Origin of the sequence: Belnapia sp. F-4-1, from assembly GCF_000802185.1 — a bacterium.
Taxonomy (GTDB): Bacteria; Pseudomonadota; Alphaproteobacteria; order Acetobacterales; family Acetobacteraceae; genus Belnapia.
On record NZ_KN676113.1, the window covers coordinates 4,280,706 to 4,306,084 of the forward strand.

Below are 25,379 nucleotides of genomic sequence, written 5' to 3' on the forward strand. Positions count from 1 at the left end.
CATGGCAGATACCCAGAGCTTCGACCTCATCGTCCTCGGCGGGGGCCCCGGCGGCTATGTCGCCGCCATCCGCGCGGCGCAGCTTGGCATGAAGACGGCGCTGGTGGAGCGCGAGCATCTGGGCGGCATCTGCCTCAACTGGGGCTGCATCCCGACCAAGGCGCTGCTGCGCTCCTCCGAGATCAACCACCTGCTGCATACGCTCGATGCCTATGGCTTCGCGGCCGACAATATCCGCTTCGACATCGGCAAGATCGTGAAGCGCAGCCGGGCGGTGGCCAACCAGCTCTCGGGCGGGGTGAAGCACCTGCTCAGGAAGAACAAGGTCACGGTCTTCAACGGGCAGGGCAAGCTCGCGGGGCCGGGGAAGATGTCGGTCAGCAAGGACGGCAAGCCGGTCGCCGAGCTGGCGGCGAAGCACATCATCCTGGCGACGGGGGCGCGGGCGCGGACGCTGCCGGGGCTCGAGGCGGACGGCAAGCTCGTCTGGTCCTACAAGGAGGCGATGGTGCCGCCCTCGATGCCGAAGTCGCTGATCGTCATCGGCTCGGGCGCGATCGGGGCGGAGTTCGCCAGCTTCTACCTCAATCTCGGGGCGCAGGTGACGCTGGTCGAGGTGATGGACCGCATCCTGCCCGTCGAGGACGCCGAGATCAGCGCCTTCGTCCGCAAGGCTTTCGAGAAGCAGGGGATGAAGATCCTGACGGAGGCCAAGGTGCAGGGGCTGCGCAAGGGCTCGGACAATGTCACCGCGGTCATCGAGGCGGGGGGGAAGGTGCAGGAGGTCACGGCCGACCGGGTGATCTCGGCGGTCGGCATCGTCGGCAATGTCGAGGATATCGGGCTCGAAGGGACCAAGGTGAAGGTCGAGCGGACGCATGTCGTCATCGACCAGTATTGCCGGACGGGGGAGCCCGGCGTGTACGCTATCGGCGACCTGACCGGGGCGCCCTGGCTGGCGCACAAGGCAAGCCATGAGGGCATCCTCTGCGTCGAGACCATCGCCGGCATCGAGGGGGTGCATCCGATGGAGGTGCTCAACATCCCCGGCTGCACCTATTGCCGGCCGCAGGTGGCGAGCGTCGGGCTGACCGAGGAGGCGGCGAAGAAGGCGGGGCATGAGCTGCGCGTTGGGCGCTTCCCCTTCATCGGCAACGGCAAGGCGATCGCCATGGGCGAGCCGGAGGGGCTGATCAAGACCATCTTCGACGCCACGACCGGCGAGCTGCTGGGCGCCCATATGGTTGGGCCCGAGGTAACGGAGATGATCCAGGGCTACACCATCGCCAAGACCTTGGAGACGACGGAGGAGGAGCTGATGCAGAGCATCTTTCCGCATCCGACGATTTCGGAGGCGATGCATGAGGCAGTGCTTGATGCCTATGGCCGCGTGATCCACATGTAGGCCCCTGTTCCCGCGGTGCCGCGATGCGGCGTCGCGGGAGCCCTGGAGTGCTTCATGACCACCCGCATCGAAATCCGGCATCCCGAGAAGGTCCATCGGCCCGACAACCCGATCCAGCGGAAACCGAGCTGGATCCGGGTGAAGGCGCCGACGCATCCGATCTATCACGAGACCCGGGCGCTGATGCGGGACCAGAAGCTGGTCACGGTCTGCGAGGAGGCGGCCTGCCCGAATATCGGCGAATGCTGGTCGCAGCGCCACGCCACCATGATGATCATGGGCGAGACCTGCACCCGCGCCTGCGCCTTCTGCAACGTGGCGACCGGCCTGCCGAAGGCGCTCGATGCGGATGAGCCGCGACGCGTGGGCGAGGCGGTGGCAACGCTCGGGCTCCGGCATGTGGTGATCACCAGCGTCGACCGGGATGACCTGAAGGATGGCGGGGCGCGGCATTTCGCCGAGACCATCCGGGCGATCCGGGCGGCGACGCCGGAGACGACGATCGAGGTGCTGACGCCGGACTTCCTCCGCAAGGACGGGTCGCTGGAGGTCGTGGTCGAGGCGCGGCCGGATGTCTTCAACCACAACCTGGAGACGGTGCCGAAGCTCTACCCGAATATCCGGCCGGGGGCGCGCTACTACCACTCGCTCCGGCTGCTGGACGGGGTGAAGCGGCTCGACCCTACCATCTTCACCAAGTCCGGGCTGATGGTCGGGCTCGGCGAGGAGCGGATCGAGGTGCTGCAGGTCATGGACGACATGCGGAGCGCCGAGGTCGATTTCCTCACCATCGGGCAGTACCTCCAGCCGAGCGTGAAGCATGCGGCTGTGGACCGGTTCGTGACACCGGACGAGTTCGAGGATTATGCGCGGATGGCGCGGTCCAAGGGCTTCCTGCTGGTCTCGGCGACGCCGCTGACCCGCAGCAGCTACCATGCGGATCGCGATTTCGCTGCCTTGCGGGCCGCGCGGGAGAAGCAGCTTGCCATGGCGCCGGGTGGCGCCACCTAAGCCTCATGCCGACTCATGCCGAGAAGCGCGTGCTGCGCTACACCCCGGAGCAGCTCTTCGCGCTTGTCGCGGATGTGCGGCGCTATCCCGAATTCCTGCCCTGGTGCGTGGGCGCGCGGGTGATCTCGCAGGCCGAGGATCGGCTGGTCGCCGATCTGACCATCGGCTTCAAGCTGTTCCGCGAGACCTTCCGCAGCGAGGTGCAGCTGGAGCGGCCGCATGACATCCATGTGCGGTACCTGAACGGGCCCTTCCGCTACCTGAACAACCACTGGAAGTTCGTGCCGCATCCGCATGGCACGCAGGTGGAGTTCTTTGTCGACTTCGAGTTCCGCTCGCGGCTGTTGCAGGCTGTGATCGGCACTGTGTTCAACGAGGCGGTGCGGCTGATGGTCCGGTCCTTCGAGCGGCGGGCCATGCAGCTCTACGGGAGGCCGAACGGCACGCCGAGCCCGGTGCCGGCAGCCTGACCGATCAGCGGGGCTGATCGGGGGCATCAGGCTTTTGTGTTGGCGGCCGGCGCGGCGGGTGCGGCAGGCTCGGCGCCATGACCTACATCCTCTATGGCGATAAAGGGTCGGGCTCGGCCCCGGTGGAGATGGCGCTGGCGGAGATCGGGGCGCCGGTCGAGCTGCGCGCGGTGCCGCTCGAGGGCGACCATCAACTCGCCGAGGAGTACCGGCGGATCAATCCCATGGGGCGGGTGCCGACGCTGGTCCTTCCGGACGGGACGGTGGTGACGGAGAGCCTCGCCATCCTGCTGACCCTGGCGGACCGGCACCCGGAGGCAGGGCTGCTGCCGCCGCCGGGCGATCCAGGGCGGGCGATCGTGCTGCGCTGGATGGCGCTGGTGGCGGGGGAGTTCTACCCCTGTGTGACGCGGGGAGACTACCCGGAGCGGTTCAGCACCGATCCGGCCCATGCGCCGGCGATCAGGGCCAAGGCGATCGAGATGGGCCGCGACATCTGGCGGCTGATCGAGGCGCGGATCGAGCCGGCGCCCTATCTGCTGGGGGAGCGGTTCAGCCTAGCCGACCTCTATCTCGGCTTCCTCTCGCGCTGGATGGGCGGGCGGGAGTGGACGCCGGCCAATTGCCCGAAGGTGGAGAGCATCGCCCGGGCGGTCGCGGCGCGGCCGCGGGCGGGGCCGGTCTGGGCGAAGCATATCTGACCCTTCGGAGGGTGTTGCCAGGGCGGCCGGGCGGTCGCAGGTTCGGCGCCTCTGATAGGGATTCCAGCCATGGTCCACGCCCCCGCCCGTCCACCCGCCGGCGCCCCACCGGTGCGCATCAACCTCTACTCCGACACCCAGACCCGGCCGGGCCCGGCGATGAAGGAGGCGATGATGCGCGCCGAGGTCGGCGACGAGCAGCATGGCGACGACCCGACCGTCCATGCGCTCTGCGACCGGATGGCGGAGCTGATGGGGAAGGAGGCGGCGATCTACCTGCCGTCGGGGACGATGTGCAACGTCATCGCCATCCTGACCCATTGCGGCAAGGGCGACGAGGTCATCGCCCACGAAACGAGCCACATCCTGCACAGCGAGGGCGGAACCCATGCGGCGCTGACCGGGGTGCAGATCTTGCCGCTGAAGGGGGAGCGGGGGCAGTTCAGCGCCGATGACGTACGCGCGGTGATCCGGCCGAAGACGCGCTACGCGCCGCCGCAGCGGCTGCTGGAGGTGGAGCAGACGGCGAATATCGGCGGCGGCACGGTCTGGCCGCTGGCGCAGCTCAATGCGGTGGCCGATGTGGCGCATGAGCAGGGCTGGTCCACGCATATGGACGGCGCGCGGCTGATGAATGCCTGCGTGGCGGCCGGGATCGCGCCGCGCGAGATGGTGGCGCAATACGACAGCGTCTGGCTCGACTTCACCAAGGGGCTCGGGGCGCCGCTCGGGGCGGTGCTGTGCGGGACGGATGCGTTCATTGGCCAGGCCTGGCGGTGGAAGCAGCGGCTCGGCGGTTCCATGCGGCAGGCAGGCATCTGCGCGGCGGCCTGCCTTTATGCGCTCGACCACAATGTGGAGCGGCTGGCAGAGGACCATGCCAATGCCCGGGCGCTGGCGCGGGGGCTGCGGCAGATCGAGGGCGTCGTGGTGGAGGAGCCGGACACGAACCTGGTCTTCTTCGACATCAGGGGAACGGGGCTGACGGTGGAAGCCTTGCAGGCGCGGCTGGCGCTGCAGGGCGTCGCGGTGAGCGGGCTCGGCGGGCGCGTCAGGGCCTGCACGCATCTCGATGTCTCGGCGCCGATGATCGAGGAAGCGGTGGCGGCGATCCGCGAGGCGGTCGGGCGCTGAAGCGGGCCGCGACCGGAGCCAGGGCGGAGGTTGCCGGGCGGCAGGCCGAGGCGGTGGCGGAGGCGGCGCTCGGTGCCGAGGGTTGGGTGGTGCTGGCGCGGCGGGTGCGGACGGCGGCGGGGGAGATCGACCTCGTCGCCGAGCGGGAGGGGGTGCTCGTCTTCATCGAGGTGAAGGCGCGGCCGAGCCTCGCCGAAGCCGCCGGGGCGCTCGGGCGGCGGCAGCGGGAGAGACTGCTGCGGGCGGGAGAGTGCTGGCTGGCGGCAAATCCGGAGCGCGGGGAGGCGGGGGTGCGGTTCGACCTGCTGCTGGTGGCGGTGGATGGGACGGTGCGGCGAATCGCGGATGCGTTCCGCCTGGAATAGCTATTCGGCCAGGCAGCGGGCCAGGATCAGTGCCTCGGCGACGGTGGCGGCGCGGACCGCCGTGCGGTCGCCGGGGAAGACGCGGCGGATCGCAAGGGTGCGGCCGTCGCGGTGGGCGGCGGCCATGTGGACCAGGCCGGTCGGCTTGCCGGGCGTCGCGCCGCCGGGGCCGGCGATGCCGGTGCAGCTGACGGCGATGTCCGTGCCACCCGCGCGCAGGGCGCCTTCGGCCATGCGGCGGGCGACGGAGTCGCTGACGGCGCCGTAGCCTTCGATAACCCCCATCGGGATGCCGAGCATCGTGGCCTTGGCCGCGTTGGAATAGGTGACATAGCCGCAGGCGACGACGCTGGAGGAGCCGGGGATGGCGGTGAGCGCGGCGGCGATGAGGCCGCCGGTGCAGCTTTCCGCGGTGGCCAGCGTCAGGCCGCGCGCTTCGAACAGGGCGAGCAGGTCGCGGGCGGCATCGAGGGTGTCGGCGGGCAGCATCACAGGGGTACCTCCGGCCAAGCGAAGCGCAGCAGCAGCAGGAGCGCGGCAGCCATCGCCCCGGCCACGACATCGTCCAGCATGATGCCGAAGGGGCCATGCTTGCGATCGGCCCAGCCGACGGGGCCGGGCTTGGTCACATCGAAAAGCCGGAAGAGCAGGAAGGCAAGGATGATTCCCCAGCCGGTCGGGGCCGAGGGCAGGGCCGCGAGCGCCAGGAGCTGGCCGGCGGCCTCGTCGATCACCACCCAGCCGGGATCGGCCTGGCGGTCGGTGGCGAGCAGGCGGTCGATGGCCCAGAGGCCGAGCAGGGTCAGCAGCAGGGCGAGGGCGAGGCACCAGGCGGGACCGAGCAGGGCAAGGGGCAGGACGAGGGCGGAGCCCCAGCTGCCGGGCGCCGGGCGCAGCAGGCCGATGCCGCCCATGGTGGCGATGAAGCGCAGCGGGGTCATCCTCACCGGAGGTGGGCGAGCCAGTGGTCGAGGGCGACGAGGCTGGCAGGCTCGATCAGCGTCGGGGCGTGGCCGATGCCGGGGAGGGAGACGAAGGCCATCTCCGGCCGCGCCGCGCGCATGCGTTGGGCCGTATCGGCGGAGAGGATGGCGCTGGCCTCGCCCCGGATCAGCAGCAGAGGGATGGCGGGGAGGCCGTGAAAGAGCGGCCAGAGTTCGGTCGGGCCGGACTCCGCAGGCATCGCCTGGAGAATGCCGGTGTCCCAGCGGGGGTGGAGGCGGCCGTCCGAGCCCCTTGCATAGGTGGTCTCGACGACGGTGCGCCAGCCTGGCTCGGGGATGCCGAGGGGCGGGAGGATCTGGCGGAGAAAGGCGGCGGCTTCGTCGATGGTGGCGAAGGCGGGGTCGCGGCCGATGAAGGCACGGACCTCCTCGATGCCGGTCGGCTCGATCCGGGGGCCGGTATCGTTCAGGGCAAGGGCGGCGAGCGCCCCGGGACGGAGGATGCCAAGCGCCATTCCGAGGATGCCGCCGAAGCTGGTGCCGAGGAGGGCGACGCGGTGCAGGTGGAGGGCGGCCAGGGCATCCATCAGGTCGCGGATCGCCATCTCCACCCGGTAGCGGGCGGGGTCGGCGGCGCGGCCGCTCTCACCATGGCCGGCATAGTCGAGCGCCACGACGCGGCGGCGGCCGCGGTAGCGGAGGGCGATGCCGGCGAAGTCGAGGGCGGTGCGGGCGATGCCGGGCAGGCAGAGCAAGGGGGTGGCGCGCGGGTCGCCGGGCCATTCCAGGGCTGATAGGCGGAGGCCGTCGCGGGCGCTGAAGGCGATGCGGCGCGGCAGCGCGCTCACGCGGCGAGCCAGCGCGTCATCGGATGGGGCTGCCCAGAGGCGGCGGGGTCGCGGGCACGGTAGATGGCCATGTTCTCGATCACCCGCTGCACATAGTTGCGGGTCTCGCCGAAGGGAATGAGCTCCATCCAATCGAGCATGGCGATGGAGCCGCCGCGCGGGTCGCCGAAGGTGCCGAGCCATTCGTCGACACGGCCGGGGCCGGCATTGTAGCCGGCGATGGCGAAGGGCAGCGTGCCGGCGAAGCGGTCGAGCAGCTGGGCGAGATAGCCGGCGCCGAGGCGCATGTTCAGCGCCGGGTCGGTGGTCAGCATGCCGACGGCATAGGGGACGGAGAGGCGGCGGGCGACGAGCTGCGCGGTGCTCGGGAGAAGCTGCATCAGCCCGCGGGCATTGGCGGAGGAAATGGCCGCCGTGTCGAAATTGCTCTCTTGCCGGGTGATTCCATAGGTCAGGGCGGGTTCCGGCCCGTCGGCGGGGGCGGGGTAGGGGGTTGGCCAGCCATCGGCGAGCAGCATGAGGCCGGAGGCGCCGGCGCGGCGGGCGATCCAGACCGCATGGTCGGGACGGCCGATGCGGGTGGCCAACTGGGCGGCCAGCAACCGTTCGGCGGGGTCGGCGGCGGTCTCCTCGAGGCGGAGGAGGAAAGTGCGGGCGCGGCGGGTCTCGCCGATATCGGCCAGCGCCAGGACTAGGCGGGCCATCTCCTTCGTGGCGAAGCCGGTCATCAGCTCGGCGGAGGCGGCGGGCGTCGGCGTGCGGGCGATGCGGCTGGAGAGGGCGGCGCTGTCCTCGCCGAGGGCGAGGGAGGCGAGCTGGCCGTAGAAGGCGACGGGGAATTCGGCCGCCGCCGCGTAGCGCTGGCGGGCCGAGGCGGCGTCGCCGCGGACGGCGAGGGCGCGGCCCTGCCAGTAGAAGGCGCGAGCGCGGGTGATGACGCTGCGGCTGCCCTCGGCGAGCAGGGTGAAGTGGCGCTCGGCGGAGCCAGGGTCGTCGAGGCGGCGGAGGGCGATGAAGCCGGCGAGGAATTCGGCCTCCTGGCGGGGCTCGCCGGGCGCTTCCAACCCGTGGCGGGATGCGACCGCATAGGCCGTGCGCGCATCGCCGAGGCGGATCAGCTTGCGGGCGAGGAGCTGGCGCTCCGGCCAGGCGGCGCGGGCGACTTCCGGCGAGGGGGCGGGGCTCGTCGCCCAGCAGGCGGCGGCCTCGGCGTCGCGGTCGCGGCGGCGGAGCCAGCGGGCGCGCTCGAAGGCCAGCGCCGCGTCGGAGGCGGCGGCGGTGGCCAAGGCGGGGAGGTCGGCATCGGCGCCGTCGGCGGCGTAGGCGAGGCGGGCGGCGGCGATGCCCTGCCGGGCCGGGTCGAGATAGGCAAGCGTCCGGCCGGCGGCAGCGGTCTCGCGGGCGAGGGCCAGGCGGTCGAAGCGCTGCCAGTGGTGCTCGGGCGTCAGGCTGGCAGCATTGCGGCCGAGATAGGCGGGCTCGGCCATCGGGTCGGCCGGGGCCTCCTGCCAGCCGATGCGGATGATCTTCGCCGCCTCCTCGGTGCGGCCGGCGCGGGCGAGGGCATCGGCGAGGCGCTGGTAGCCGTCCAGCGTACGGGGGCTGCGGGCGGCGAAGTATTCGGCGGCGAGGGTGTCGTCGGGTTCGGTCGCCAGCGCCTCCTCGGCGCGGCGGGAAAGGGCGTCCTGGGCCGGCCAGCCGGGATTGGCCAGGGCGAAGGCTGCGATCTCCCGGGCGGTGGCGGCGCTGCTGCGGGATTGCAGGCGCATCCAGGTGACGAGCTTCTGGATCAGCGGGTCGGCGGACTGGGCGGCGGCATCGGCCTCGGCCCAGCGTTGGTTGTTGGCGAAGGCGATGGCCTGGCGGCCGGCGGAGCGCCTGGCCTCCGCGTTGCCGGGGGCGGCGGGCTGGGCCCAGGCGCCGCGCGGCAGGGCGAGGGCGAGCGGGAGGGCGAGGCCAAGGGGGAGGCCAAGGGAAAGGACGGTGCGGCGACGCATCGGTGCGATGTACCCTGAAACGGGATGCGATGTCCCATGGCTGAACTAACGGTTTCCGAAGCCGTTCCGACAGGCCGCGCGGGCACAGGTCGAGCCTGTTGCCGCCGGTGGCTTTGGTCTAAGCTCGTCTGCTCGCCAAGAGGAGGAAAAGGGTCATGTTCAGGGGATCGATGGTCGCGCTGATCTCGCCGATGCGGAGCGATGGATCCCTGGACGAGAAAGCCTTCCAGGAGCTGGTGGAGTGGCAGATCACCGAAGGCACCGAGGGGTTGGTCCCGGTCGGCACCACCGGCGAGAGCCCGACGCTCAGCCATGCCGAGCACAAGCGGCTGGTGGAGCTTTGCGTCGAGGTGGCACGCGGGCGGGTGCCGGTGATGGCCGGCGCGGGAAGCAACAGCACCGCGGAGGCCATGGACTTCGTCAAGCACGCCAAGGCCGCCGGGGCGGATGCGACGCTGGTCGTCACCCCCTACTACAACAAGCCGACGCAGGAGGGGCTGTACCTCCACTTCAAGGCGCTGGCGGATGCGGCCGACCTGCCGCTCTTCATCTACAACATCCCGCCGCGCAGCGTGATCGACATGAGCGTCGAAACCATGGCGCGGCTGGCGCGGCACCCGAACATCGTCGGCGTGAAGGACGCGACCGCCAACCTGGCGCGGCCGCTGCACACGCGCCGGGCCTGCGGCGAGGATTTCATCCAGCTCTCGGGTGAGGATCATACGGCGCTGTCCTTCAACGCCGCGGGCGGCGTCGGCTGCATCAGCGTCACCGCCAATGTGGCCCCCCGGCTCTGCGCCGAGATGCATAAGGCCTGGCGCGAGGGGCGGGTGTCCGAGGCGATGGGCATCCAGGACCGGCTCGTGCCGCTGCATGACGCGCTCTTCGCCGAAACCTCGCCGGGACCGGTGAAGTATGCCGCGAGCCTGCTCGGCAAGGGCACGGATCACTGCCGGCTGCCGATGGCGCCGGTCTCGGAGCCGGTGCGGAAGCGGGTCCGCGAGGCCATGGTATCGGTGGGGCTGCTGAACTAAGTATCCGCCATGGCAGAGACGAAGAAGAAGGGGCTGATCTCGCACGGCATCGCCTCGCAGAACCGGCGGGCGCGCTACGACTACACGATCGGCGAGACGATCGAGGCTGGGCTGGCGCTGGTCGGGCCGGAGGTGAAGTCGCTGCGCGCCGGGCGGGCGACGCTTTCCGAGGCCTGGGCGGGCGAGCGCGACGGCGAAATGTGGCTGTTCAACTGCACCATCCCGGAATGGCAGGCGGGCAGCACCGTCGCGCGCTTCGAGCCGACGCGGCCGCGCAAGCTGCTCCTGCACCGGAAGCAGGTGCAGGAGTTGATCGGCAACATCGCGCGCGAGGGGGCGACGATCGTGCCGATGCAGATCCATTTCAACGAGAAGGGCCGCGCCAAGGTGCTGCTCGGCGTGGCCGAGGGGCGGAAGAAGCACGACAAGCGCCATGCCATCGCCGAGCGGGACTGGGCGCGGGACAAGGCAAGGCTCATGCGGGCGCGCGGCTGACGCGTCCGCGCCCGGGTCAGGCCCTGGCCAGCTTGCGGATGGCGCTGGCCATGGGGCGCTTGCCCTCGCCCATATAACCTTCGTGGTACTCCTCGATCCGCGCCGGGTCGTAGAGGTAGTTGACCATCAGCCCGGCGCTCTCGCGCATCCCCTTGTCGGAGATGTCGCCGCGCCAGTTCAGCCGCTCGATCCGCGCGCCGTTGGAGAGGTGGAAATGCTCCACCGGGTCGCGTGCGCGCTTCGGGTTCCGGGCGGAGGCGGCCTGCACCAGGTAGGTGGCGCAAAGGCGCGTCAGCACCGGCTCCAGCAGCTTCGCCAGCGCCTCATCGCGCTGCCAGCCGCGCCGGCCGAGGATGCGGGCGAGGGTCTGGGAGGGCGTCTCCGGCGCCAGGGAGGGCGCGCTGGTCGTGGCGGCGCCGCCTTCGGCCGGGGCGGGCAGGGCGAGCATGGCGGGAGCGGCGGCGCGGAGGGCGGCGAGCTCCTCATCGGTGATCAGCCCGGCTTCGCCCTCGGCGATGCGCTCGTGCAGCCAGCGGCCGAAGCCGGGAATGGGGGAGAGGGTGGAGAAGGCCTTCAGTCCCTTCAGCTCCGCACCGAGCAGCGCCACAACGCGCTTGATGAGGAAGTTGCCGAAGCTGATGCCGTCCAGCCCGCGCTGGCAGTTGTTGATCGAGTAGAAGATGGCGGTGTCGGCCCCGGCCGGGTCGAGCACCGGCGCTTTCTCGTCGAGCAGCTTCTGCACGCTGCCGGCGAGGCCCTTGACCAGCGCCACCTCGACGAAGATCAGCGGCTCCTCCGGCATGCGGGGATGGAAGAAGGCGTAGCAGCGGCGGTCGCTGTCGAGGCGATTCTTGAGGTCGCGCCAGGTGCGGATGCGGTGGACGGCCTCGTAGCTGACGAGCTTCTCGAGCAGGGCGGCAGGGCTGTTCCAGTCGATGCGGCGAAGCTCTAGGAAGCCGACATCGAACCAGCTGGCGAGCAGGCCCCGCATGTCGCTCTCCAACGCACCGAGGAGCGGGTCGCCGTCCATCAGCCGCAGCAGCTCGCCGCGCAGGTCGACGAGGAATTTCACGCCGTCGGGGATGGTGGTGAACTGCGTCAGCAGGCGGAGGCGCGGCGGCTCCAGCGCGCGGCGGAGGCGGGCCTTGGCGCTGGCGCGCTCGGTGGCGTCGGCGGCAGCCTGGACACGCTCCATGGCGGCGCGGACGGCGGCCTCGTCCGAGTCGAAGCTGGCAAGGGTGCGGAGGAATTCGATGCGGCCTGGCGCATCGAGGCCGAGATAGGCCTGGGCCAGCTTCGCGGCACGGTTGCGGGCGGAAAGCTCCCCGCCGCGGTCCTCCAGGCAGGCGCGCATCTGCTCGGCGATGCCCTCCGCCTCGGCACCGGTGACGCGGTCCGCCATGTCGCGCCAGAGGCTGGTGACGCGGCGAAGGGCGCGGTCGAAAAGGCCGGCTTGTTCCAGGACTTCGGACATCGTTTGGTCCTTCGGGGAGGCGTAATGAAATCCCAGGTAATATAGCGGGAGCAAGCGGATTCCGTCAGACCTCCCGCGTGGCCTCCGCTGCGGCTGGCAGCAGCGTGATGAGATCCTCGGCGAGCAGGCCGGGACCGTGGCGGCGGGCGGCCTCGCCCTGTAGCCAGGCGCCGGCGGCGGCGGCCTCGAAGGCGTGCATGCCCTGGGTGAGCAGGGCGGCGATGGTGCCGGCGAGGACATCGCCGGTGCCGCCGGTGGCGAGGCTCGGCGGCGCGTTGTCGTTGACGATCACGCGGCCGTCCGGGGCGGCGATGACGGTGTCGGCGCCTTTCAGCAGGACCACGGCGCCGGTCAGGGCGGCGGCGCGGCGGGCGGCTTCCGCCTTGTCGGCACCTATGGGTCCGAAGACGCGGGCGAATTCCCCGGCATGGGGGGTCAGGATGGTGGCGCCACGCAGCAGGTCGGGCGCACCGGCGGCGGCGCCGAGGGCGCCGGCATCGGCGACGAGCTGGCGGCCGGCCGCGATCACCTTGCGGAGGGCGCTGCGGGTGGCGTCGTCGGGTTCGAGGCCGGGGCCGATCAGCCAGGTGACGCGGCGGGAATCGGCAAGGAGGGACTCGACCGGGGCCTCGGTGACGAGCCTGCCGGGCTCGGTGGTGCGGTACAGGGTCGCGGCGGTGGCATCGGGAGCGCGAAGGGTGACGAGGCCGGCGCCGGTGCGGTGTGCGGCGCCGGCGGCGAGGCGGGCGGCGCCGGTCATCGCGCCGCCGGCGAGGATCGTCAGGTGGCCGCGCGTGTATTTGTGCGAGTCCCGGTCCAGGCCGGGCAGGTGCCAGAGGCCAGGGCCGTTGCGCCGCATGCGGGGGGCGATGTCGGCGAGGACCGAGGGGGGGAGGCCGATATCGGCAAGCAGGGTTTCGCCGCAGAGGCTGCGGCCGGGCAGCAGGAGATGGCCGGGCTTGAGGCGGAAGAAGGTGACGGTGAGGGCTGCCTGCGGGGCGTAGCCCTGGGCCTGGCCGGTGGCGCCGTCGAGCCCGGAGGGGGTGTCGATGGCGAGGATGGGGGCGCGGCATGCAGCCAGTACCTCGGCGGCGAGGCCATCGACCGGGCGAGCGAGTCCGGCGCCGAAGAGGGCGTCGATGACGAGACCGGCGCGGGCCGCCTCGGCCATCGAGAACGGGACGCGGGGGCCCTGCCAGCGGGCCGCCATCGTCGCCGCGTCGCTGCCGATGCGGGGCGGGGCGAGGGAAGCGACGGCGACCGGCCAGCCCGCCGCTTCCAGCAACCGGGCCGCGACATAGCCGTCGCCGCCATTATTGCCCGGGCCGGCCAGGACGAGAGTGCGGCATGGGCGGAAGCGGCGGCGGGCGGCCCGGGCGACGGCACGGCCGGCCGCCTCCATCAGGCGGAGCGTGGGGAAGCCGGCCTCGGCCGCCAGCGCATCGGCCCGGGCCATCTCGGCGGGGGTGAGCAATTCGGGGGTGAGTTCTGGGGCCATCGATCCGCGCTCCGTTTGAACCGGCAGGGACCCTATGCGTCCTGGGAGGACAGGTTTCCCGAAGGAGGGGAGAATGCCCCGCATCTCGCTATCGACCGTCATCGCGCCGCTGCTGGTCCTCATCACCCTGGCGCTTGGCTTCCACAAGATGACCGCGGAGAAGCCCGAGGCGCCGCCGCCGCCGAACACGGCCGCCTACCGGGAGGCGAGCGGTGCCGGGCCGGCGCCGGTTCAGCCGCCGGCGACGAGCACGCGGACGGGCGGGTAAGCCTCCACGGAAGGCCGGTATCCCGGCTACAGCCGCAGCAGGATGGCGGCGACGACGGCTTCGAACATTTCCGTCGTCAGGCGCCGCGTCGAGGTGTTGTAGCGGCTGACATGGTAGCTGTCGGCAAGCACTAGGCCGCCGGGCAGCGCGTGCATGGCGCCATGGGCGAAGCGCGTGGCGCTGCGCTTCAGCCCGAGGGCGCGCAGGCACGCGTCATGCGCCAGGACACCTAATGCGAGAATGATCCTGAGCCGCGGCATCGCCGCGATCTCGCCGGCGAGGAAGCCGTTGCAAGCGTGGATTTCGGCCGGCTGGGGCAGGTTGGCGGGGGGGACGCAGCGCACCGCATTGGTGACGCGGCAGCCGGTCAGTGTCAGGCTGTCATCGGGACGTTCCAGGTAGACGCCCTCGGCAAGCCCGTATTTCAGCAGCGTCGCGTAGAGCAGCCGCCCGGCATGGTCGCCGGTGAAGGGGCGGCCGGTGCGGTTGGCGCCGCGCTGGCCGGGCGCCATGCCGAGAACCATCAGCCCGGACTCGCGCGGGCCCCAGGAAGGGACGGGAGCGTTGTGCCAATCCGGCCAGGCGGCCCGGTTCGCCTCGCGGAGCGCGGCGAGCCGGGGGCAAAGCGGGCAGTCGCGGTCCGGCTGGGGCGCCGGATCGGTCATTCCGGCGTCCTCATTCCGGCAGGTCCGGGGTTTCGCGGAAGGGCTCGGCCGGGGTGGCGCGGACCGGGGCGAGCTTGGGCGAGGAGCCGCCGGAGGGGCCGGCTGTGCGCTGGCGGGGCTCCACCTGCCGGCGGGTGATGTGCTCGGCGAGTTCCGAAAGGTCGATGAAGGCATCGGCCTGGCGGCGCAGCTCGTCGGCGATCATCGCCGGCTGGGTGCGGATGGAGGAGATGACGGTGACGCGGACGCCGCGGCGCTGCACGGCCTCGACCAGGCGGCGGAGGTCGCCATCGCCCGAGAAGATGACGACATGGTCGAGATGCGGTGCAAGGTCGAGCACGTCGACGGCCATCTCGATGTCGACGCTGCCCTTGACGCGGCGGCGGCCGGTGGCGTCGGTGAATTCCTTGGCGGGCTTGGTGACGACGGAGTAGCCGTTGTAGCCGAGCCAGTCGACCAGCGGGCGGAGCGGGGAGTACTCCTCGGTCTCGAGCAGGGCGGTATAGTAATAGGCGCGGATAAGATAGGCCTGGCGGCGGAAATGGGCCAGGAGGTTCTTGTAGTCCACGTCGAAGCCAAGGGTACGCGAAGCGGCGTAGAGATTGGCCCCGTCGATGAATACGGCGAGGCGTTCGATTCGGTCGGGCTGCAAGATCATTGCTTTCGAAATATGGGTCGCGCCATTCTGCGCGCATGTATTGTAGGTGAACATTGCAGGTGGTTAAGCGACAAAGCGTGGCCCTCATCGCCATTGGCGCGAATTTGCCCGGATATGGCGGAAATACACCAATCGAGACGTGTCGCGCGGCCGCCGCTGCGCTCGATGGGTTGTGCGGAATGCGGCTGGCTGCCGTCTCGCGTTGGTACGAGACCGTGCCGGTGCCGCCGGTGCCGGGCGTGCCGCGCTACGTCAATGGCATGGCGCGGCTGAAGGGCGAGGTGCCCGATCCGGCGGCGCTGCTGGCCGGCTTGCAGGGGCTGGAGGATCGGGCGGGGCGGCAGCGGCCTTATCCGAACGCGCCGCGGACCCTCGACCTCGACATCGTGGCGATCGACGACATGCTGCGGGCGGCGCCGGACCCGGTGCTGCCGCATCCGCGGGCGCATCTGCGGCGCTTCGTGCTGCAGCCGCTGGCGGATGTGGCGCCGGGCTGGGTGCATCCCTCGCTCGGGGTGACGGTGGAGGCGCTGCTGGCCGGGCTGCCGGCTGATGATCTGCCGGTGCCGATCGAAGGGTGACCGGCGCGCGGCGCTTGCGGAAAAGAGGCGGCGTGTCTATCTGAAGGGTTCATCCGCGCTGCCCCCACGGGGTGGCCGACCCAGTTCAGTGAGGCCGAAATGGCGCGCGTCACCGTCGAAGACTGCATCCTCCAGATCCCGAACCGTTTCGAGCTCGTGCTCACCGCCGCGCAGCGGGCCCGCAACATCGGCCGCGGCGAGGAGCTGACGCTGGAGCGCGAGAACGACAAGAACACCGTCGTCGCGCTGCGCGAGATCGCCGATCAGACCATCGATCTGTCCGCGGTCGAGGCGGACCTCATCAAGTCGCTGCAGCGCGCGCCTGAGCCGGAGCCGGCGGAGGAGGAGGTGCTCGACCTCATCGCCACGGACGAGAACATCTTCGGCGTCATGGACGTCAACGAGGAGCTGCCGGCCGATGGCGCCGGGCTCGAGGAGATGTCGCCCGACGACCTGGAGGCCGCGATCGCCGCTGAGCTGGGCGGCGGCGGCCGGCGCTGAGGCCGGCGTCTTGACCGAGCGCGACACCGGGCCCCTCTCCGCCCTGGTGCCGCGCGCCCCCGAGGGCCCGGCTACCGGAACCGCCCCCGTTGCCAATCCCGCCCTGCCGCCGGGCTATGGCGAAGCTGCCGCGCTCGCCGAGCGGGTGCTCGCCTACGACCCGCGGGCCGATATCGGCCTCATCACCCGCGCCGGGCAGGTCGCCGCCGAGGCGCATGCGGCGCAGAAGCGGGAGAATGGCGAGCCCTATATCATCCACCCGCTCGCGGTCGCGGGCATCCTGGCCGACTACCGGCTCGACAGCGCGACCATCGCCACCGCCCTGCTGCACGACGTCGCCGAGGACACGGCGGTCGGGCTGAAGGAAATCGAGCGGCGCTTCGGTGCCGAGGTGGCGCGGCTGGTCGACGGCGTCACCAAGCTGACGCGGATCGAGCTGCAGTCCGAGCGGACCAAGCAGGCGGAAAACCTCCGCAAGCTGGTGCTGGCGATGAGCGAGGACATCCGCGTCCTGCTCGTGAAGCTGGCCGACCGGCTGCACAACATGCGGACGCTGCACTTCGTCCCGCAGCTGGCGCGGCGGCAGAAGACGGCCCGCGAGACGCTGGAAATCTTCGCCCCGCTCGCCGAGCGCATCGGCATGGACGCGCTGAAGACGGAGATGGAGACGCTCGCCTTCCAGGCGCTCCACCCGGAGGCACGGCAGACCATCGCGGCGCGGCTCACCTTCCTCCGCGGGCAAGGCGCCGACCTGATCCGCGAGATCGAGCAGGATCTGCGGCGCGTGCTTGCGAAGCACGGGGTCAATGCGCTCGATGTGCTGGGGCGGGAGAAGTCGCCCTATTCGATCTGGCTGAAGATGCAGAAGAAGAACGTGGCCTTCGAGGCGCTCTCGGATGTCATGGCCTTCCGCGTCATCGTCGATGACCGCAACGCCTGCTACATGGCGCTCGGCGCGGTGCACGATGCCTATCGCGTCGTCCCCGGGCGCTTCAAGGACTACATCTCGACGCCGAAGACCAACGGCTACCAGTCGCTGCACACTGGTGTGACCGTGCCGGAGCGGCGGAACGCCAAGATCGAGGTGCAGATCCGCACCCGCGAGATGCACGAGGTCGCCGAATACGGCGTCGCGGCGCACTGGATCTACAAGCAGGGGCCGGAGACGGCGGGTGCGGGGACGACGCGCAAGCGCTATCCCTGGGTGCGGGCGCTGCTCGACATCCTGGAGAATGCCGAGGGCGTCCAGGAATTCCTCGACGACACCAAGCTCGAGCTGCATCGCGAGCTGGTTTTTTGCTTCTCGCCGAAGGGCGACCTGATCGAGCTGCCGCGCGGGGCGACGCCCGTCGACTTCGCCTATGAGGTGCATAGCCAGGTCGGCGACACCTGCGTCGGGGCCAAGGTCAACGGCAAGATCGTCCCGCTCCGGCACATGCTGGAGAACGGCGACCAAGTCGAGATCATCACCGCGCGTGGCGGGCAGCCGAACCCGGCCTGGGAACGCTTCGTCGTCACCGGCAAGGCGCGGGCGCGCATCCGCCGTTTCGTCCACGCGCGGCAGCGGGAGGAGAACCAGGAAAGCGGGCGGGCAGCCATCACCAAGGCCTTCCGGCAGGAGGGCCTGGATTTCTCCGAGAAGCTGCTGGAAGGGGCGCTGAAGGCGCTGAAGCAGCCGGGGCTGCCGGAGCTCTACCTGCTGGTCGGCTCCGGCTCGCTCTCGGCGCGGGAGGTGGTGCAGGCGGCGGTGCCGGAGTTGCGGACGCCGCCGCGCATCGCCGACCCGCTGCCGCTGGCGCGGCCGCGCGGGCGGCTGGGTGCGGGGCCGATGCTCGGGCGGGCCGACAGGCCGGGGGCGGGGCGCGGGGCGGCGATGGCGCCGGCGGGGATGCCGGTGACGGGGCTGGTCAGCGGCATGCCCTATCACTTCGCGGGCTGCTGCCATCCACTGCCGGGCGAGCGCATCCTCGGCATCGTCACGACCGGCAAGGGCGTTACCATCCATGCCGCGGATTGCCCCAGCCTGCAGAATTTCGCGGCCGCTCCCGAACGCTTTCTCGATATCGACTGGGAAGAGGGGGCGGTCGGGCACCATGTGGGGCGGATCATCGTCGAGACGCGAAACAAGCCTTCGGCGCTGGCTGCCCTGACCGAGACGGTGGCGCAGCAGGACGGGGCACTGGCCGGGCTGAGGGTCAATCACCGCGACCCGGAGAGCTGCGAGATCGCGCTCGACGTGGAGGTGCGGGACCTCAGGCATCTGGAGCGGATCATGGGGGCATTGCGGGCGCCGGCGGACAACCTTCGGGTGGAGCGGGCGCGCGGATGATCCTTGGCCTCGGCAATGATGTCGTCGATATCCGGCGCATCGAGCAGAGCATCGCGCGCTTCGGCGAGCGCTTCCTCGAGCGGGTCTTCACCGAGACGGAGCGCGCCAAGGCGGAGCGGCGGACGGAGAAGATCCGCGCCAGTACCTATGCCAAGCGCTTCGCGGCGAAGGAGGCGGCCTCCAAGGCGCTGGGGACGGGGTTCCGGGCGGGGGTCTTCCTCCGCGACCTCGGCGTGGTCAACCTGCCGAGCGGGCAGCCGACGCTTCGGATGACGGGCGGGGCGGCGGAGCGGCTGGCGCGGATGACGCCGCCCGGTCACCGGGCGGAGGTGGCGCTGACGATGACGGACGAATATCCTTACGCCAGCGCGGTGGTGATCATCTCGGCGGTCAGGCTGCCGGAGTAGAGGCCAGGGCGGCCTCGACGGCGCGGATCAGCGCCGGGGCGTCGAGCTCGGTCGCGCTGGGGAAGCCTTGCACGCGGCGGCCGTCGCGGCTCACCAGGTATTTGTGGAAATTCCAGCGCGGCGGGCCGCCGCCATGGGCCGCGAGGAAGGCGAAGAGCGGTGCGGCCTGGGCGCCGCGCACATGGGCGGGCACCGTCATCGGGAAGGTGACCGAGTAGTTCGCCTCGCAGAAATGCTTGATGGCGCGGGCGTCGGCACTCTCCTGGTTGAAGTCGTTGGAGGGCACGCCGAGCACCAACAGGCCACGTCCGGAGAAGCGGTCATGAAGCTTCTGCAAGCCAGTATATTGCGGGGTGAAGCCGCAGAAGCTCGCGGTGTTCACCACCAGCATCGGACGGCCGCGAAAGGTGGCGAGGTCGAGCGGGCCGCCATCGAGCGACTCCATGCGGAAGTCGAAGGCGGTGGGCTCCGCACCGGTGGCGAGGCCGCTCATGGCCATCGCCCCGAGGACGAGGGCTCCGCGTCGTCCGGGCTCAGCCATACCGCTCCTCCAGCCAGGGATCGCCGTTGTTGTGGTAGCCGCGGACTTCCCAAAAGCCGGGCCGATCCTCGCGCAGCAGCTCGATGCGCGTCACCCATTTCGGGCTTTTCCAGAAATAGAGGCGGGGAAGGACCACGCGCACCGGGCCGCCATGCTGACGGGTCAACGGCTCGCCTTCCCAGGAATGGGCGAGGAGGACCTCGTCGCGGGTGAACTCTGCGAGCGGCACATTGGTGGTGTAGCCGTCATAGGAGGTGAAGGCGACGAAGCGAGCTTCCTCCTTCGGTCGGGCCAGCTCGGTCAGGTCGCGGGCGCGGACGCCCTGCCAGCGGTTGTCGTAGCGGCTCCATTGCGTGACGCAGTGGATGTCGTTGACCAGCTCGGTCTGCGGCAAGGCCATGAATTCGGGGAGGGTGAGGCGGACTGGAGCCTGCACCAGCCCCTCGACTCGGAGCCGCCAGCGCTCCGGCGTGACATCGGGCTGCACCCCAAGGTCGAGCACCGGCCAATCCCGCACCAGGGTTTGGCCGGGGGGGAGACGGTCGCGGGCGGGGTCGCCCGGGGTGCCGGTGAGGAGGCGTCCATCGCGGGCCCAGGCCTGCTTGGTATCAACCAGCTTCTGGCGGATGCCGCCGCTCAGGGGGATGTCCTCGTCTTCAGCCATGGCGATCTCCTGCTGCCCTTAGGTATCGGGGGCGGCAGCAGATGCAAGGGCTCAGACGCGGATGTCGAGGCGCTGGGGCGAGGTGGGCGAGGCAGGCGGTGCTGGCGGGGCGGGGGCGGCAGTGCGGGATTTCTCGTCCTCGCGGGCAATTTCGCGGCTGGTGGGCGGGCCAGGATGGGGCGGGGCGAGGTTGGAGATGGCGGTCATCGTCGGAAGCCTTCGGCATCGGGGTGATGCGGCCATCCTGCCCGCAGCGTGCAACCCCAAGCTGCACACAGCTACCCCCACCGTCAAGGCCAGAGTCTCAATTTTTGAGACAGACGATGGTCGGACCGGCGGGATTTGAACCCACGACCCCTTGTCCCCCAGACAAGTGCGCTACCAGGCTGCGCTACGATCCGTGCCGGGCGCGGGGATAGCACCACGCCTCGGCGGAGGCTAGTGCCCTTCCGCCATTATCGGCCGGCGAGGGCGTGCAACTCCTCGGCGATGTCCTCAAGCTCCTCGATGATGCTGCGAAGGCTCTCCGGCGTGTTCTCCAGCGCCTCGGTCTGGGACATCTCGGCCTCGCCGAGTCCGCCCTCGCGCAGCAGCCGCTGCACGCCCTTGATGGTGTAGCCCTGGGTGTAGAGCAGGTCGGCGATGCGGCGCAGCAGGCCGATATCCTCGGGCCGGTAGTAGCGCCGCCCGCCGCCGCGCTTCAGCGGCTTGAGCTGGGGGAATTTCGTTTCCCAGAACCGCAGGACGTGCTGCGGGATGTGCAGGTCGTCCGCCACCTCGCTGATGGTGCGGAAGGCGGTCGGCGCCTTGCGGGGACGGGGGGTGAACTGGTCGCTCACGCGGCATTATCCGAGGTGGGTGCGGCCTGGCCGTTGATGCGAGCCTTCAACACCTGCGAGGGCCGGAAGGAAAGGACTTTGCGTGGCAGGATGGGCACCTCCACACCGGTCTTCGGGTTGCGTCCGACGCGCTGGCCCTTCTGGCGGACCATGAAGGTGCCGAAGGCAGAAATCTTTACCGCCTCACCGGATTCCAGGGCGGCGGAGATCCGTTCGAGGACGGATTCGAGCAGGGCAGCGGATTCGTTCCGCGACAGCCCAACCTGGCTGTAGATCGCCTCGGCCAGGTTCGCGCGCGTCAGCGTATTCATCTGGCAACCGGTTCCCGCAAGCCATTCTGACCGTTAGGAAACCGGTATCCACCGCGGGCGTCAACCGCGCCCTGGCGAATGCGCCACAGGGTGGCAGGAATGTCGCAGTAGCGCCAGCCGCGGCGACATGAACACGTGCAGGCCGGCGGCTCGTCCCTGTCCTTTCCCTAGCGCGGTATGCGCCCCGCAATGGCGGCCTGAAGGGCATAGACGTCGACCTTGTGGTTGAATGTCCGCTCGATCGGCGCCGAGGCTCCGCTCACCCAAATCTTGAGCTCGGCATCCAGGTCGAAATGGCCGGCGCTCTCGACGGAAAAGCGGACGACACTCCGATACGGGATGGAGAGGTATTCGGTCTTCCTGCCGGTAATGCCTTGCTTGTCGATCAGGAGAATCCGGCGATCCGTCAGCAGGATCACGTCACGGACGAGCTTGTAGGCGCCTTCGACCGGCTCGTCCGCGGCGAGCAGGCGGGAGTACTCTTCCCGCGCCTGCGCCGGATCGAACGCGCCAGCATGTCCTAGCAAGCCGGACAGAATCGCCATTACCGCCACCTTCCTGCTTCAAGCTCAGGGGGAGCATAGCGTCCGGTCGGCCGGGCAGGCGAGGGTGCGAAGCCGGCGGTGCGCTCGCTCAGAAGCGCAGCAGGCAGGCGCCCCAGGTAAGGCCGCCGCCGATGCCCTCCAGCACCATCAGGTCGCCACGCTCGATCAGGCCTCGGCCTGCGACTTCGGCCAGCGCCAGGGGGATGGAGGCGGCGGAGGTGTTGGCGTGGCGGTCCACCGTCACCACGACGCGCTCGCGCGGCAGGTTCAGCTTCTTGCCCATCGCCTCGATGATGCGGAGATTGGCCTGGTGCGGCACCAGCCAGCGGAGGTCGGCGTGGTTCAGCCCATTGGCGGCCAGCGCCTCGTCGACCACCGAGGCGAGCTTGGAGACGGCGTGGCGGAAGACCTCCTTGCCCGCCATCCGCAGCAGGCCGGGGCCGCCGGTGGAGCCAGCGCCGCCGTCGACCAGCAGGATGTCGCCGTGGCGGCCGTCCGAATGGAGGTGGGTGGAGAGGATGCCGCGATCGGTGCCCTGCTCCGCGGTCAGCACCACCGCGCCGGCGCCGTCGCCGAAGAGGACGCAGGTGCCGCGATCGGTCCAGTCGAGGATCCGGGAGAAGACTTCCGTGCCGATGACGAGGGCGCAACGGGCCTGGCCGGTCTTCAGCAGCGCATCGGCGACGCCGAGCGCATAAACGAAGCCGGTGCAGGCCGCCGCGATGTCGAAGGCGAAGCCCTGCGTGATGCCGAGGTGTTGCTGGATGCGCACGGCGGTCGCCGGGAAGGCGCTGTCCGGCGTCGCCGTCGCCACGATGATGGCATCGACCTGCCCTGCCTCGATGCCGGCGCGCTCGAGCGCCTGGCGGGCGGCCGCCGCGCCGATCGAGGAGGCGGTCTCGCCCGGGGCGGCGATGTGGCGCTGGCGGATACCGGTGCGCTCGATGATCCACTCATCCGAGGTCTCGATGCCGAATTCGGCGGCAAGCGCAGCATTCGGCACGCAGCGCTCCGGCAGGTAGCCGCCGCAGCCGGCGATCACGGAACGGAGCATCGGGGCGCCCTCCTTCAGGCTGCGGCGACCGGCTTGCCGATCTGCGCCAGGCCCTCGCGAATGCGGTCGTTGAAGCGGTGGGTGACCATGTCCATGGCGACGTCGACGGCATGGGCGAAGCCGAGCGCATCCGTCCCGCCATGGGACTTCACGACGACGCCGTTGAGGCCGAGGAGGATGGCGCCGTTGTAGCGGCGGGGGTCCATCCACTCGCGCAGGCGGTCGAGCGCGGGGCGCGCCAGCAGGTAGCCGGCTCGGGCGGGGATGCTGCTGGTGAAGACCTGGCGCAGCAGGTCGCGCATCAGCTTCAGCGTGCCCTCGGCGGTCTTCAGCGCGACATTGCCGGTGAAACCGTCCGTCACCACCACGTCGACGGTGCCGGCGGCGATGTCATGGCCCTCGATGAAGCCATGGAAGTTCGGGCCGATATGGCTCTCGCGCAGCGTCTCGGCGGCGGCGCGCACGCGGTCGTCACCCTTCAGCTCCTCGGAGCCGACATTGAGCAGGCCGAAGCTCGGCGTCGTCAGGCCGAGCACGGCGCGGGCGAAGCTGTCGCCCATGACGGCGAATTCGACGAGGTTGCGCGCATCGCACTGGACGTTGGCGCCGAGGTCGAGCAGCACCACGTCGCCGCGCGCCGAGGGGGCGATGGCGGCCAGCGCCGGCCGGTCGATCTCTGGCAGGGTCTTGATGACGATCTTGGCCAGGGCCATCAGCGCGCCGGTGTTGCCGGCCGAGACCACGCCGCTCGCCTCGCCGCCGGCGACGGCATCGATTGCGATGCGCATGGAACTCTGCCGACCCTGGCGCAGTGCCGCGGTCGGCTTCATCTCCGAGGAGATGACATCCGGCGCGTGGCGAAGGCTGCAGGCGCGCGCGGCGCGGGGGCGGCGGGCGAGCATCCCGCCGATGCGGGCTTCGTCGCCGACCAGCAGGAAACGGGCCTGCGGATGACGCTCCGCGGCCAGTTCCAGCCCGTCGAGGACGCTGTCGGGCGCATGGTCACCGCCCATGGCGTCGATTGCCAATGAGAAGCCCGATGCACCTGTGCTCTGCGACACGGTCAACCGATCCCCGCCCGGATGCCTGTTCTGGCTCAGTGGCGGATGGCGGCCTTCAGCGCATCTCCGGCGGGCACCACCTCGCGGCCGTCATAATGCCCGCAGGAGGAGCAGACGTGATGCGGGCGCTTCAGCTCGCCGCAGTTGGAGCACTCCGCATGAGCCATGCTGGTCAGGGCCTGATGGCTCCGCCGCATGCCGGCACGGGAGGGCGAAACTTTCTTCTTCGGGACGGCCATGGCGCCGAGCCTTTCTTTGTAACACGCAAGGCGTTTCAACGGGAGGGCGGGGCTGTAGCACCGCACCCCCAGGGGCGCAAGCGCCGTGCAGGCGTCATACAGGCGCAAATCCGGCCCTGCGCTAGTTCTTCCGCAGGGCGGCGAGGGCCGCGAAAGCGTCGGCGGAGCGGTCAGTTGCCTCGTCCGGCATTTCGGCGCCGGGGATGCGGGGATAGGGGTCGAGGGCCAGCGCAAGCTGCTCGGCCACGGCCTCACCGAGATCGGCGATGCCATCCGGGCATTCGATCTCGTCGATGTCGTCCGGCCCGTCCTGCGGCTCCCGGCCGGGAGGGAGAAGGCGGAAGGCGACCGGCTCGTCGACCGCCTGGGGGACCGGCTCCAGCGTCACGATGCAGGCCTGGGTGAGTTGGGCGGCGATGCGGCCCTCGACGCGGGTGGTGCCGTCCTCCTCCGGCGTCAGACGCAGCTCGGCGGCGAGGCTCTCCAGCGAAAGGATGCCGAATCGGTCGGCCAGGGCCCGGCATTCCTCCGGCGTGGCGGTAAGGGTAAGGCGCCGGCCGCCCTCGCGGACGGTGCCGAGCGGCAGGGGGCGGGAGAATTCAGGGGCTTGGTCAGGCGGCATCGGCAGCCTCCAGCGGGGCTGGGAAGGAGGCCTCGCCGCGCAACAGCGTGGCGAATGGCAGCGCGGCCAGCGCCGCGGCGCCGTGCATGGCATGCCGGGCGAGACGGAGGGCGGGCTCGCGCGGCGCCTCGGCCGCCTCGCGCCAAACATTGCGTTCGAGGGCGGTAGCCAGCGCCTCGGCATCGCCGGCGTCGAGCGCCGCCTCATAGGCCAGGCAGCGGCCGTGGAAGGCTTCCCACATCCGCTTCACCCGCTTGCCGATGCTCATGTCGCCGGCGCCCATCTCGCGCAGGTTGATGTCCATGTCGGCGAACATGGCGTCGAAGACGGCCTGGGCGAGGGCGGCGCCGCGCTTGTCCGGGTCGGTGCGGAGGCGGCGGATCAGCAGGGCGACATGCAGGCCGACCACGTCGAAGCGGCCGTCCAGCGTGTCCGGGATGCCGAGGCCGCCGTAGAACCACGGAGTCCGCGCGGCGACGACGGCGGCGCCGTAAAGCTCGAAGCCGGCCCGCTCATGCGGCTTGCGGCGGAATAGGGCGAGCAGGCCCATGGTTGGTCGGTCCTCTTCACGGTCCGCCACGGCGCGGTTGACCCTGCCGTGGTATGGTGGCATCCGCGCCGGAACAGTCATGCGCGGCCCGCGGCACGATGCCCCGGGCGGAAATCGAGAGTGGGACCAGACATGGATCGCCCCTGCCATCCGGTCAATCTGCCCCGT

General features: G+C 70.5%; 31 protein-coding genes, 1 tRNA gene and 1 pseudogene. 13 read left to right on the plus strand and 20 right to left on the minus strand.

Annotation, left to right across the window (positions count from 1 at the left end; genetic code table 11):
• Window position 1: 1 nt before the first annotated feature.
• The 6 genes from lpdA (at window position 2) to LH62_RS20235 (ending at window position 5,086) form a co-directional block, all read left to right on the plus strand.
• Window positions 2-1,405, plus strand: coding sequence for a dihydrolipoyl dehydrogenase (lpdA, locus tag LH62_RS20210; RefSeq protein ID WP_043363826.1), 1,404 nt, complete (start codon window positions 2-4; stop codon window positions 1,403-1,405).
• Between the two features lie 54 nt (window positions 1,406-1,459).
• Entirely contained in the window at window positions 1,460-2,416 is a 957-nt protein-coding gene (gene lipA, locus LH62_RS20215) for a lipoyl synthase (protein ID WP_043363827.1), read from the plus strand.
• Between the two features lie 5 nt (window positions 2,417-2,421).
• Entirely contained in the window at window positions 2,422-2,886 is a 465-nt protein-coding gene (locus LH62_RS20220; RefSeq protein ID WP_043363829.1) for a type II toxin-antitoxin system RatA family toxin, read from the plus strand.
• Between the two features lie 77 nt (window positions 2,887-2,963).
• Window positions 2,964-3,587 carry a glutathione S-transferase family protein gene (locus tag LH62_RS20225; RefSeq protein WP_043363830.1) on the plus strand — a complete coding sequence of 208 codons (624 nt, stop codon included), beginning with the start codon at window positions 2,964-2,966 and terminating at the stop codon, window positions 3,585-3,587.
• Between the two features lie 69 nt (window positions 3,588-3,656).
• Window positions 3,657-4,721 carry a low specificity L-threonine aldolase gene (locus LH62_RS20230; RefSeq protein WP_043363832.1) on the plus strand — a complete coding sequence of 355 codons (1,065 nt, stop codon included), beginning with the start codon at window positions 3,657-3,659 and terminating at the stop codon, window positions 4,719-4,721.
• A gap of 53 nt (window positions 4,722-4,774) precedes the next feature.
• On the plus strand, window positions 4,775-5,086 hold the full coding sequence (locus LH62_RS20235) for a YraN family protein (protein ID WP_236552588.1): 312 nt from the start codon (window positions 4,775-4,777) through the stop codon (window positions 5,084-5,086).
• Here the strand turns inward: LH62_RS20235 and LH62_RS20240 are convergent, their stop codons facing one another.
• Genes LH62_RS20240 through LH62_RS32430 form a run of 4 tightly spaced genes read right to left on the minus strand, consistent with a single transcriptional unit; the run spans window position 5,087 to window position 8,875 of the window.
• A complete protein-coding gene (locus tag LH62_RS20240) occupies window positions 5,087-5,575 on the minus strand; it encodes a CinA family protein (protein ID WP_043363833.1) in 489 nt (162 codons plus the stop codon).
• Window positions 5,575-6,027: a phosphatidylglycerophosphatase A gene (locus LH62_RS20245; RefSeq protein WP_043363834.1), complete on the minus strand. Its 453-nt coding sequence runs from the start codon at window positions 6,025-6,027 to the stop codon at window positions 5,575-5,577. Before LH62_RS20245 ends, LH62_RS20240 begins: the two co-directional genes overlap by 1 nt.
• A gap of 2 nt (window positions 6,028-6,029) precedes the next feature.
• Window positions 6,030-6,878, minus strand: coding sequence for an alpha/beta fold hydrolase (locus LH62_RS20250; protein WP_160299859.1), 849 nt, complete (start codon window positions 6,876-6,878; stop codon window positions 6,030-6,032).
• Entirely contained in the window at window positions 6,875-8,875 is a 2,001-nt protein-coding gene (locus tag LH62_RS32430; RefSeq protein WP_052214739.1) for a lytic transglycosylase domain-containing protein, read from the minus strand. The genes LH62_RS20250 and LH62_RS32430 overlap by 4 nt, the downstream gene beginning before the upstream one ends.
• 155 nt (window positions 8,876-9,030) lie before the next feature.
• Here LH62_RS32430 and dapA point away from each other — a divergent pair, with 155 nt between their 5' ends.
• Together dapA and smpB are read left to right on the plus strand one after the other, a co-directional pair.
• Window positions 9,031-9,909: a 4-hydroxy-tetrahydrodipicolinate synthase gene (gene dapA, locus LH62_RS20260; protein WP_043363835.1), complete on the plus strand. Its 879-nt coding sequence runs from the start codon at window positions 9,031-9,033 to the stop codon at window positions 9,907-9,909.
• Between the two features lie 9 nt (window positions 9,910-9,918).
• Window positions 9,919-10,404 (plus strand): SsrA-binding protein SmpB, encoded by a 486-nt coding sequence (gene smpB, locus LH62_RS20265; protein ID WP_043363836.1) that lies wholly within the window; start codon window positions 9,919-9,921, stop codon window positions 10,402-10,404.
• Between the two features lie 16 nt (window positions 10,405-10,420).
• On the opposite strand, the gene LH62_RS20270 is transcribed toward smpB, so the two are convergent.
• Together LH62_RS20270 and LH62_RS20275 are read right to left on the minus strand one after the other, a co-directional pair.
• Window positions 10,421-11,878 (minus strand): malonyl-CoA decarboxylase, encoded by a 1,458-nt coding sequence (locus LH62_RS20270; RefSeq protein WP_043363838.1) that lies wholly within the window; start codon window positions 11,876-11,878, stop codon window positions 10,421-10,423.
• Window positions 11,879-11,942: 64 nt separating this feature from the next.
• On the minus strand, window positions 11,943-13,376 hold the full coding sequence (locus tag LH62_RS20275) for a bifunctional ADP-dependent NAD(P)H-hydrate dehydratase/NAD(P)H-hydrate epimerase (protein WP_043363839.1): 1,434 nt from the start codon (window positions 13,374-13,376) through the stop codon (window positions 11,943-11,945).
• A 73-nt stretch (window positions 13,377-13,449) separates the two neighbouring features.
• Between LH62_RS20275 and LH62_RS20280 the strand changes: the two genes are divergently transcribed.
• Window positions 13,450-13,644, plus strand: coding sequence for a hypothetical protein (locus LH62_RS20280; RefSeq protein ID WP_043363840.1), 195 nt, complete (start codon window positions 13,450-13,452; stop codon window positions 13,642-13,644).
• A 26-nt stretch (window positions 13,645-13,670) separates the two neighbouring features.
• Here LH62_RS20280 and LH62_RS20285 read toward each other — a convergent pair whose 3' ends face one another.
• Both LH62_RS20285 and LH62_RS20290 read right to left on the minus strand, forming a co-directional pair.
• Complete coding sequence (locus tag LH62_RS20285) at window positions 13,671-14,309, minus strand: uracil-DNA glycosylase (protein ID WP_043363841.1); 639 nt, start codon at window positions 14,307-14,309, stop codon at window positions 13,671-13,673.
• A 10-nt stretch (window positions 14,310-14,319) separates the two neighbouring features.
• Window positions 14,320-14,967 (minus strand): NYN domain-containing protein, encoded by a 648-nt coding sequence (locus tag LH62_RS20290; RefSeq protein ID WP_043366259.1) that lies wholly within the window; start codon window positions 14,965-14,967, stop codon window positions 14,320-14,322.
• Window positions 14,968-15,044: 77 nt separating this feature from the next.
• On the opposite strand from LH62_RS20290, the gene folK reads away from it, so the two are divergent.
• From folK to acpS, 4 genes are all read left to right on the plus strand, one after another.
• Window positions 15,045-15,548, plus strand: coding sequence for a 2-amino-4-hydroxy-6-hydroxymethyldihydropteridine diphosphokinase (folK, locus tag LH62_RS20295; RefSeq protein WP_043363842.1), 504 nt, complete (start codon window positions 15,045-15,047; stop codon window positions 15,546-15,548).
• 99 nt (window positions 15,549-15,647) lie between these two features.
• Window positions 15,648-16,049: a DNA-directed RNA polymerase subunit omega gene (gene rpoZ / locus LH62_RS20300; protein WP_043363843.1), complete on the plus strand. Its 402-nt coding sequence runs from the start codon at window positions 15,648-15,650 to the stop codon at window positions 16,047-16,049.
• A gap of 10 nt (window positions 16,050-16,059) precedes the next feature.
• Window positions 16,060-18,378, plus strand: coding sequence for a bifunctional (p)ppGpp synthetase/guanosine-3',5'-bis(diphosphate) 3'-pyrophosphohydrolase (locus LH62_RS20305; RefSeq protein WP_369796792.1), 2,319 nt, complete (start codon window positions 16,060-16,062; stop codon window positions 18,376-18,378).
• A complete protein-coding gene (gene acpS, locus LH62_RS20310; protein WP_043363844.1) occupies window positions 18,375-18,785 on the plus strand; it encodes a holo-ACP synthase in 411 nt (136 codons plus the stop codon). Before LH62_RS20305 ends, acpS begins: the two co-directional genes overlap by 4 nt.
• Here the strand turns inward: acpS and LH62_RS20315 are convergent.
• From LH62_RS20315 to LH62_RS20365, 12 genes and pseudogenes are all read right to left on the minus strand, one after another.
• A complete protein-coding gene (locus tag LH62_RS20315) occupies window positions 18,769-19,278 on the minus strand; it encodes a glutathione peroxidase (protein ID WP_043366261.1) in 510 nt (169 codons plus the stop codon). The two genes, acpS and LH62_RS20315, sit on opposite strands and share 17 nt — an antisense overlap.
• Window positions 19,279-19,318: 40 nt before the next feature.
• Window positions 19,319-19,990, minus strand: a complete 672-nt coding sequence (locus LH62_RS20320; RefSeq protein ID WP_043363845.1) for a sulfite oxidase-like oxidoreductase — start codon at window positions 19,988-19,990, stop codon at window positions 19,319-19,321.
• A gap of 51 nt (window positions 19,991-20,041) precedes the next feature.
• Window positions 20,042-20,197, minus strand: coding sequence for a hypothetical protein (locus LH62_RS31235; protein ID WP_160299860.1), 156 nt, complete (start codon window positions 20,195-20,197; stop codon window positions 20,042-20,044).
• Between the two features lie 117 nt (window positions 20,198-20,314).
• Window positions 20,315-20,391, minus strand: a tRNA-Pro gene (locus LH62_RS20325).
• A gap of 78 nt (window positions 20,392-20,469) precedes the next feature.
• Window positions 20,470-20,799, minus strand: a pseudogene (locus LH62_RS20330) (MerR family transcriptional regulator); the annotation flags it as partial.
• 26 nt (window positions 20,800-20,825) lie between these two features.
• Entirely contained in the window at window positions 20,826-21,140 is a 315-nt protein-coding gene (locus tag LH62_RS20335) for an integration host factor subunit alpha (RefSeq protein WP_043363847.1), read from the minus strand.
• Window positions 21,141-21,307: 167 nt separating this feature from the next.
• Entirely contained in the window at window positions 21,308-21,685 is a 378-nt protein-coding gene (locus LH62_RS20340; protein ID WP_043363848.1) for a PH domain-containing protein, read from the minus strand.
• 88 nt (window positions 21,686-21,773) lie between these two features.
• The gene (locus LH62_RS20345) at window positions 21,774-22,739 is read right to left on the minus strand and encodes a beta-ketoacyl-ACP synthase III (protein WP_043363849.1); all 966 of its coding nucleotides are present in this window, start codon (window positions 22,737-22,739) and stop codon (window positions 21,774-21,776) included.
• A 14-nt stretch (window positions 22,740-22,753) separates the two neighbouring features.
• Window positions 22,754-23,806 (minus strand): phosphate acyltransferase PlsX, encoded by a 1,053-nt coding sequence (gene plsX / locus LH62_RS20350; protein ID WP_369796793.1) that lies wholly within the window; start codon window positions 23,804-23,806, stop codon window positions 22,754-22,756.
• Window positions 23,807-23,835: 29 nt separating this feature from the next.
• A complete protein-coding gene (rpmF, locus tag LH62_RS20355) occupies window positions 23,836-24,039 on the minus strand; it encodes a 50S ribosomal protein L32 (RefSeq protein ID WP_043341472.1) in 204 nt (67 codons plus the stop codon).
• A gap of 121 nt (window positions 24,040-24,160) precedes the next feature.
• Window positions 24,161-24,661, minus strand: coding sequence for a DUF177 domain-containing protein (locus LH62_RS20360; RefSeq protein WP_043363851.1), 501 nt, complete (start codon window positions 24,659-24,661; stop codon window positions 24,161-24,163).
• Window positions 24,651-25,211 carry a ubiquinol-cytochrome C chaperone family protein gene (locus tag LH62_RS20365; RefSeq protein WP_043363852.1) on the minus strand — a complete coding sequence of 187 codons (561 nt, stop codon included), beginning with the start codon at window positions 25,209-25,211 and terminating at the stop codon, window positions 24,651-24,653. The genes LH62_RS20360 and LH62_RS20365 overlap by 11 nt, the downstream gene beginning before the upstream one ends.
• Between the last annotated feature and the right edge of the window lie 168 nt (window positions 25,212-25,379).

Coding starts and splice junctions, on each gene's coding strand:
- lpdA (WP_043363826.1), top strand. CDS start 2: ATGGCAGATACCCAGAGCTTCGACCTCATCGTCCTCGGCGGGGGCCCC.
- lipA (WP_043363827.1), top strand. CDS start 1,460: ATGACCACCCGCATCGAAATCCGGCATCCCGAGAAGGTCCATCGGCCC.
- LH62_RS20220 (WP_043363829.1), top strand. CDS start 2,422: ATGCCGACTCATGCCGAGAAGCGCGTGCTGCGCTACACCCCGGAGCAG.
- LH62_RS20225 (WP_043363830.1), top strand. CDS start 2,964: ATGACCTACATCCTCTATGGCGATAAAGGGTCGGGCTCGGCCCCGGTG.
- LH62_RS20230 (WP_043363832.1), top strand. CDS start 3,657: ATGGTCCACGCCCCCGCCCGTCCACCCGCCGGCGCCCCACCGGTGCGC.
- LH62_RS20240 (WP_043363833.1), bottom strand. CDS start 5,575: ATGCTGCCCGCCGACACCCTCGATGCCGCCCGCGACCTGCTCGCCCTG.
- LH62_RS20245 (WP_043363834.1), bottom strand. CDS start 6,027: ATGACCCCGCTGCGCTTCATCGCCACCATGGGCGGCATCGGCCTGCTG.
- LH62_RS32430 (WP_052214739.1), bottom strand. CDS start 8,875: ATGCGTCGCCGCACCGTCCTTTCCCTTGGCCTCCCCCTTGGCCTCGCC.
- dapA (WP_043363835.1), top strand. CDS start 9,031: ATGTTCAGGGGATCGATGGTCGCGCTGATCTCGCCGATGCGGAGCGAT.
- smpB (WP_043363836.1), top strand. CDS start 9,919: ATGGCAGAGACGAAGAAGAAGGGGCTGATCTCGCACGGCATCGCCTCG.
- LH62_RS20270 (WP_043363838.1), bottom strand. CDS start 11,878: ATGTCCGAAGTCCTGGAACAAGCCGGCCTTTTCGACCGCGCCCTTCGC.
- LH62_RS20275 (WP_043363839.1), bottom strand. CDS start 13,376: ATGGCCCCAGAACTCACCCCCGAATTGCTCACCCCCGCCGAGATGGCC.
- LH62_RS20280 (WP_043363840.1), top strand. CDS start 13,450: ATGCCCCGCATCTCGCTATCGACCGTCATCGCGCCGCTGCTGGTCCTC.
- LH62_RS20285 (WP_043363841.1), bottom strand. CDS start 14,309: ATGACCGATCCGGCGCCCCAGCCGGACCGCGACTGCCCGCTTTGCCCC.
- LH62_RS20290 (WP_043366259.1), bottom strand. CDS start 14,967: ATGATCTTGCAGCCCGACCGAATCGAACGCCTCGCCGTATTCATCGAC.
- rpoZ (WP_043363843.1), top strand. CDS start 15,648: ATGGCGCGCGTCACCGTCGAAGACTGCATCCTCCAGATCCCGAACCGT.
- acpS (WP_043363844.1), top strand. CDS start 18,375: ATGATCCTTGGCCTCGGCAATGATGTCGTCGATATCCGGCGCATCGAG.
- LH62_RS20315 (WP_043366261.1), bottom strand. CDS start 19,278: ATGAGCGGCCTCGCCACCGGTGCGGAGCCCACCGCCTTCGACTTCCGC.
- LH62_RS20320 (WP_043363845.1), bottom strand. CDS start 19,990: ATGGCTGAAGACGAGGACATCCCCCTGAGCGGCGGCATCCGCCAGAAG.
- LH62_RS31235 (WP_160299860.1), bottom strand. CDS start 20,197: ATGACCGCCATCTCCAACCTCGCCCCGCCCCATCCTGGCCCGCCCACC.
- LH62_RS20335 (WP_043363847.1), bottom strand. CDS start 21,140: ATGAATACGCTGACGCGCGCGAACCTGGCCGAGGCGATCTACAGCCAG.
- LH62_RS20340 (WP_043363848.1), bottom strand. CDS start 21,685: ATGGCGATTCTGTCCGGCTTGCTAGGACATGCTGGCGCGTTCGATCCG.
- LH62_RS20345 (WP_043363849.1), bottom strand. CDS start 22,739: ATGCTCCGTTCCGTGATCGCCGGCTGCGGCGGCTACCTGCCGGAGCGC.
- rpmF (WP_043341472.1), bottom strand. CDS start 24,039: ATGGCCGTCCCGAAGAAGAAAGTTTCGCCCTCCCGTGCCGGCATGCGG.
- LH62_RS20360 (WP_043363851.1), bottom strand. CDS start 24,661: ATGCCGCCTGACCAAGCCCCTGAATTCTCCCGCCCCCTGCCGCTCGGC.
- LH62_RS20365 (WP_043363852.1), bottom strand. CDS start 25,211: ATGGGCCTGCTCGCCCTATTCCGCCGCAAGCCGCATGAGCGGGCCGGC.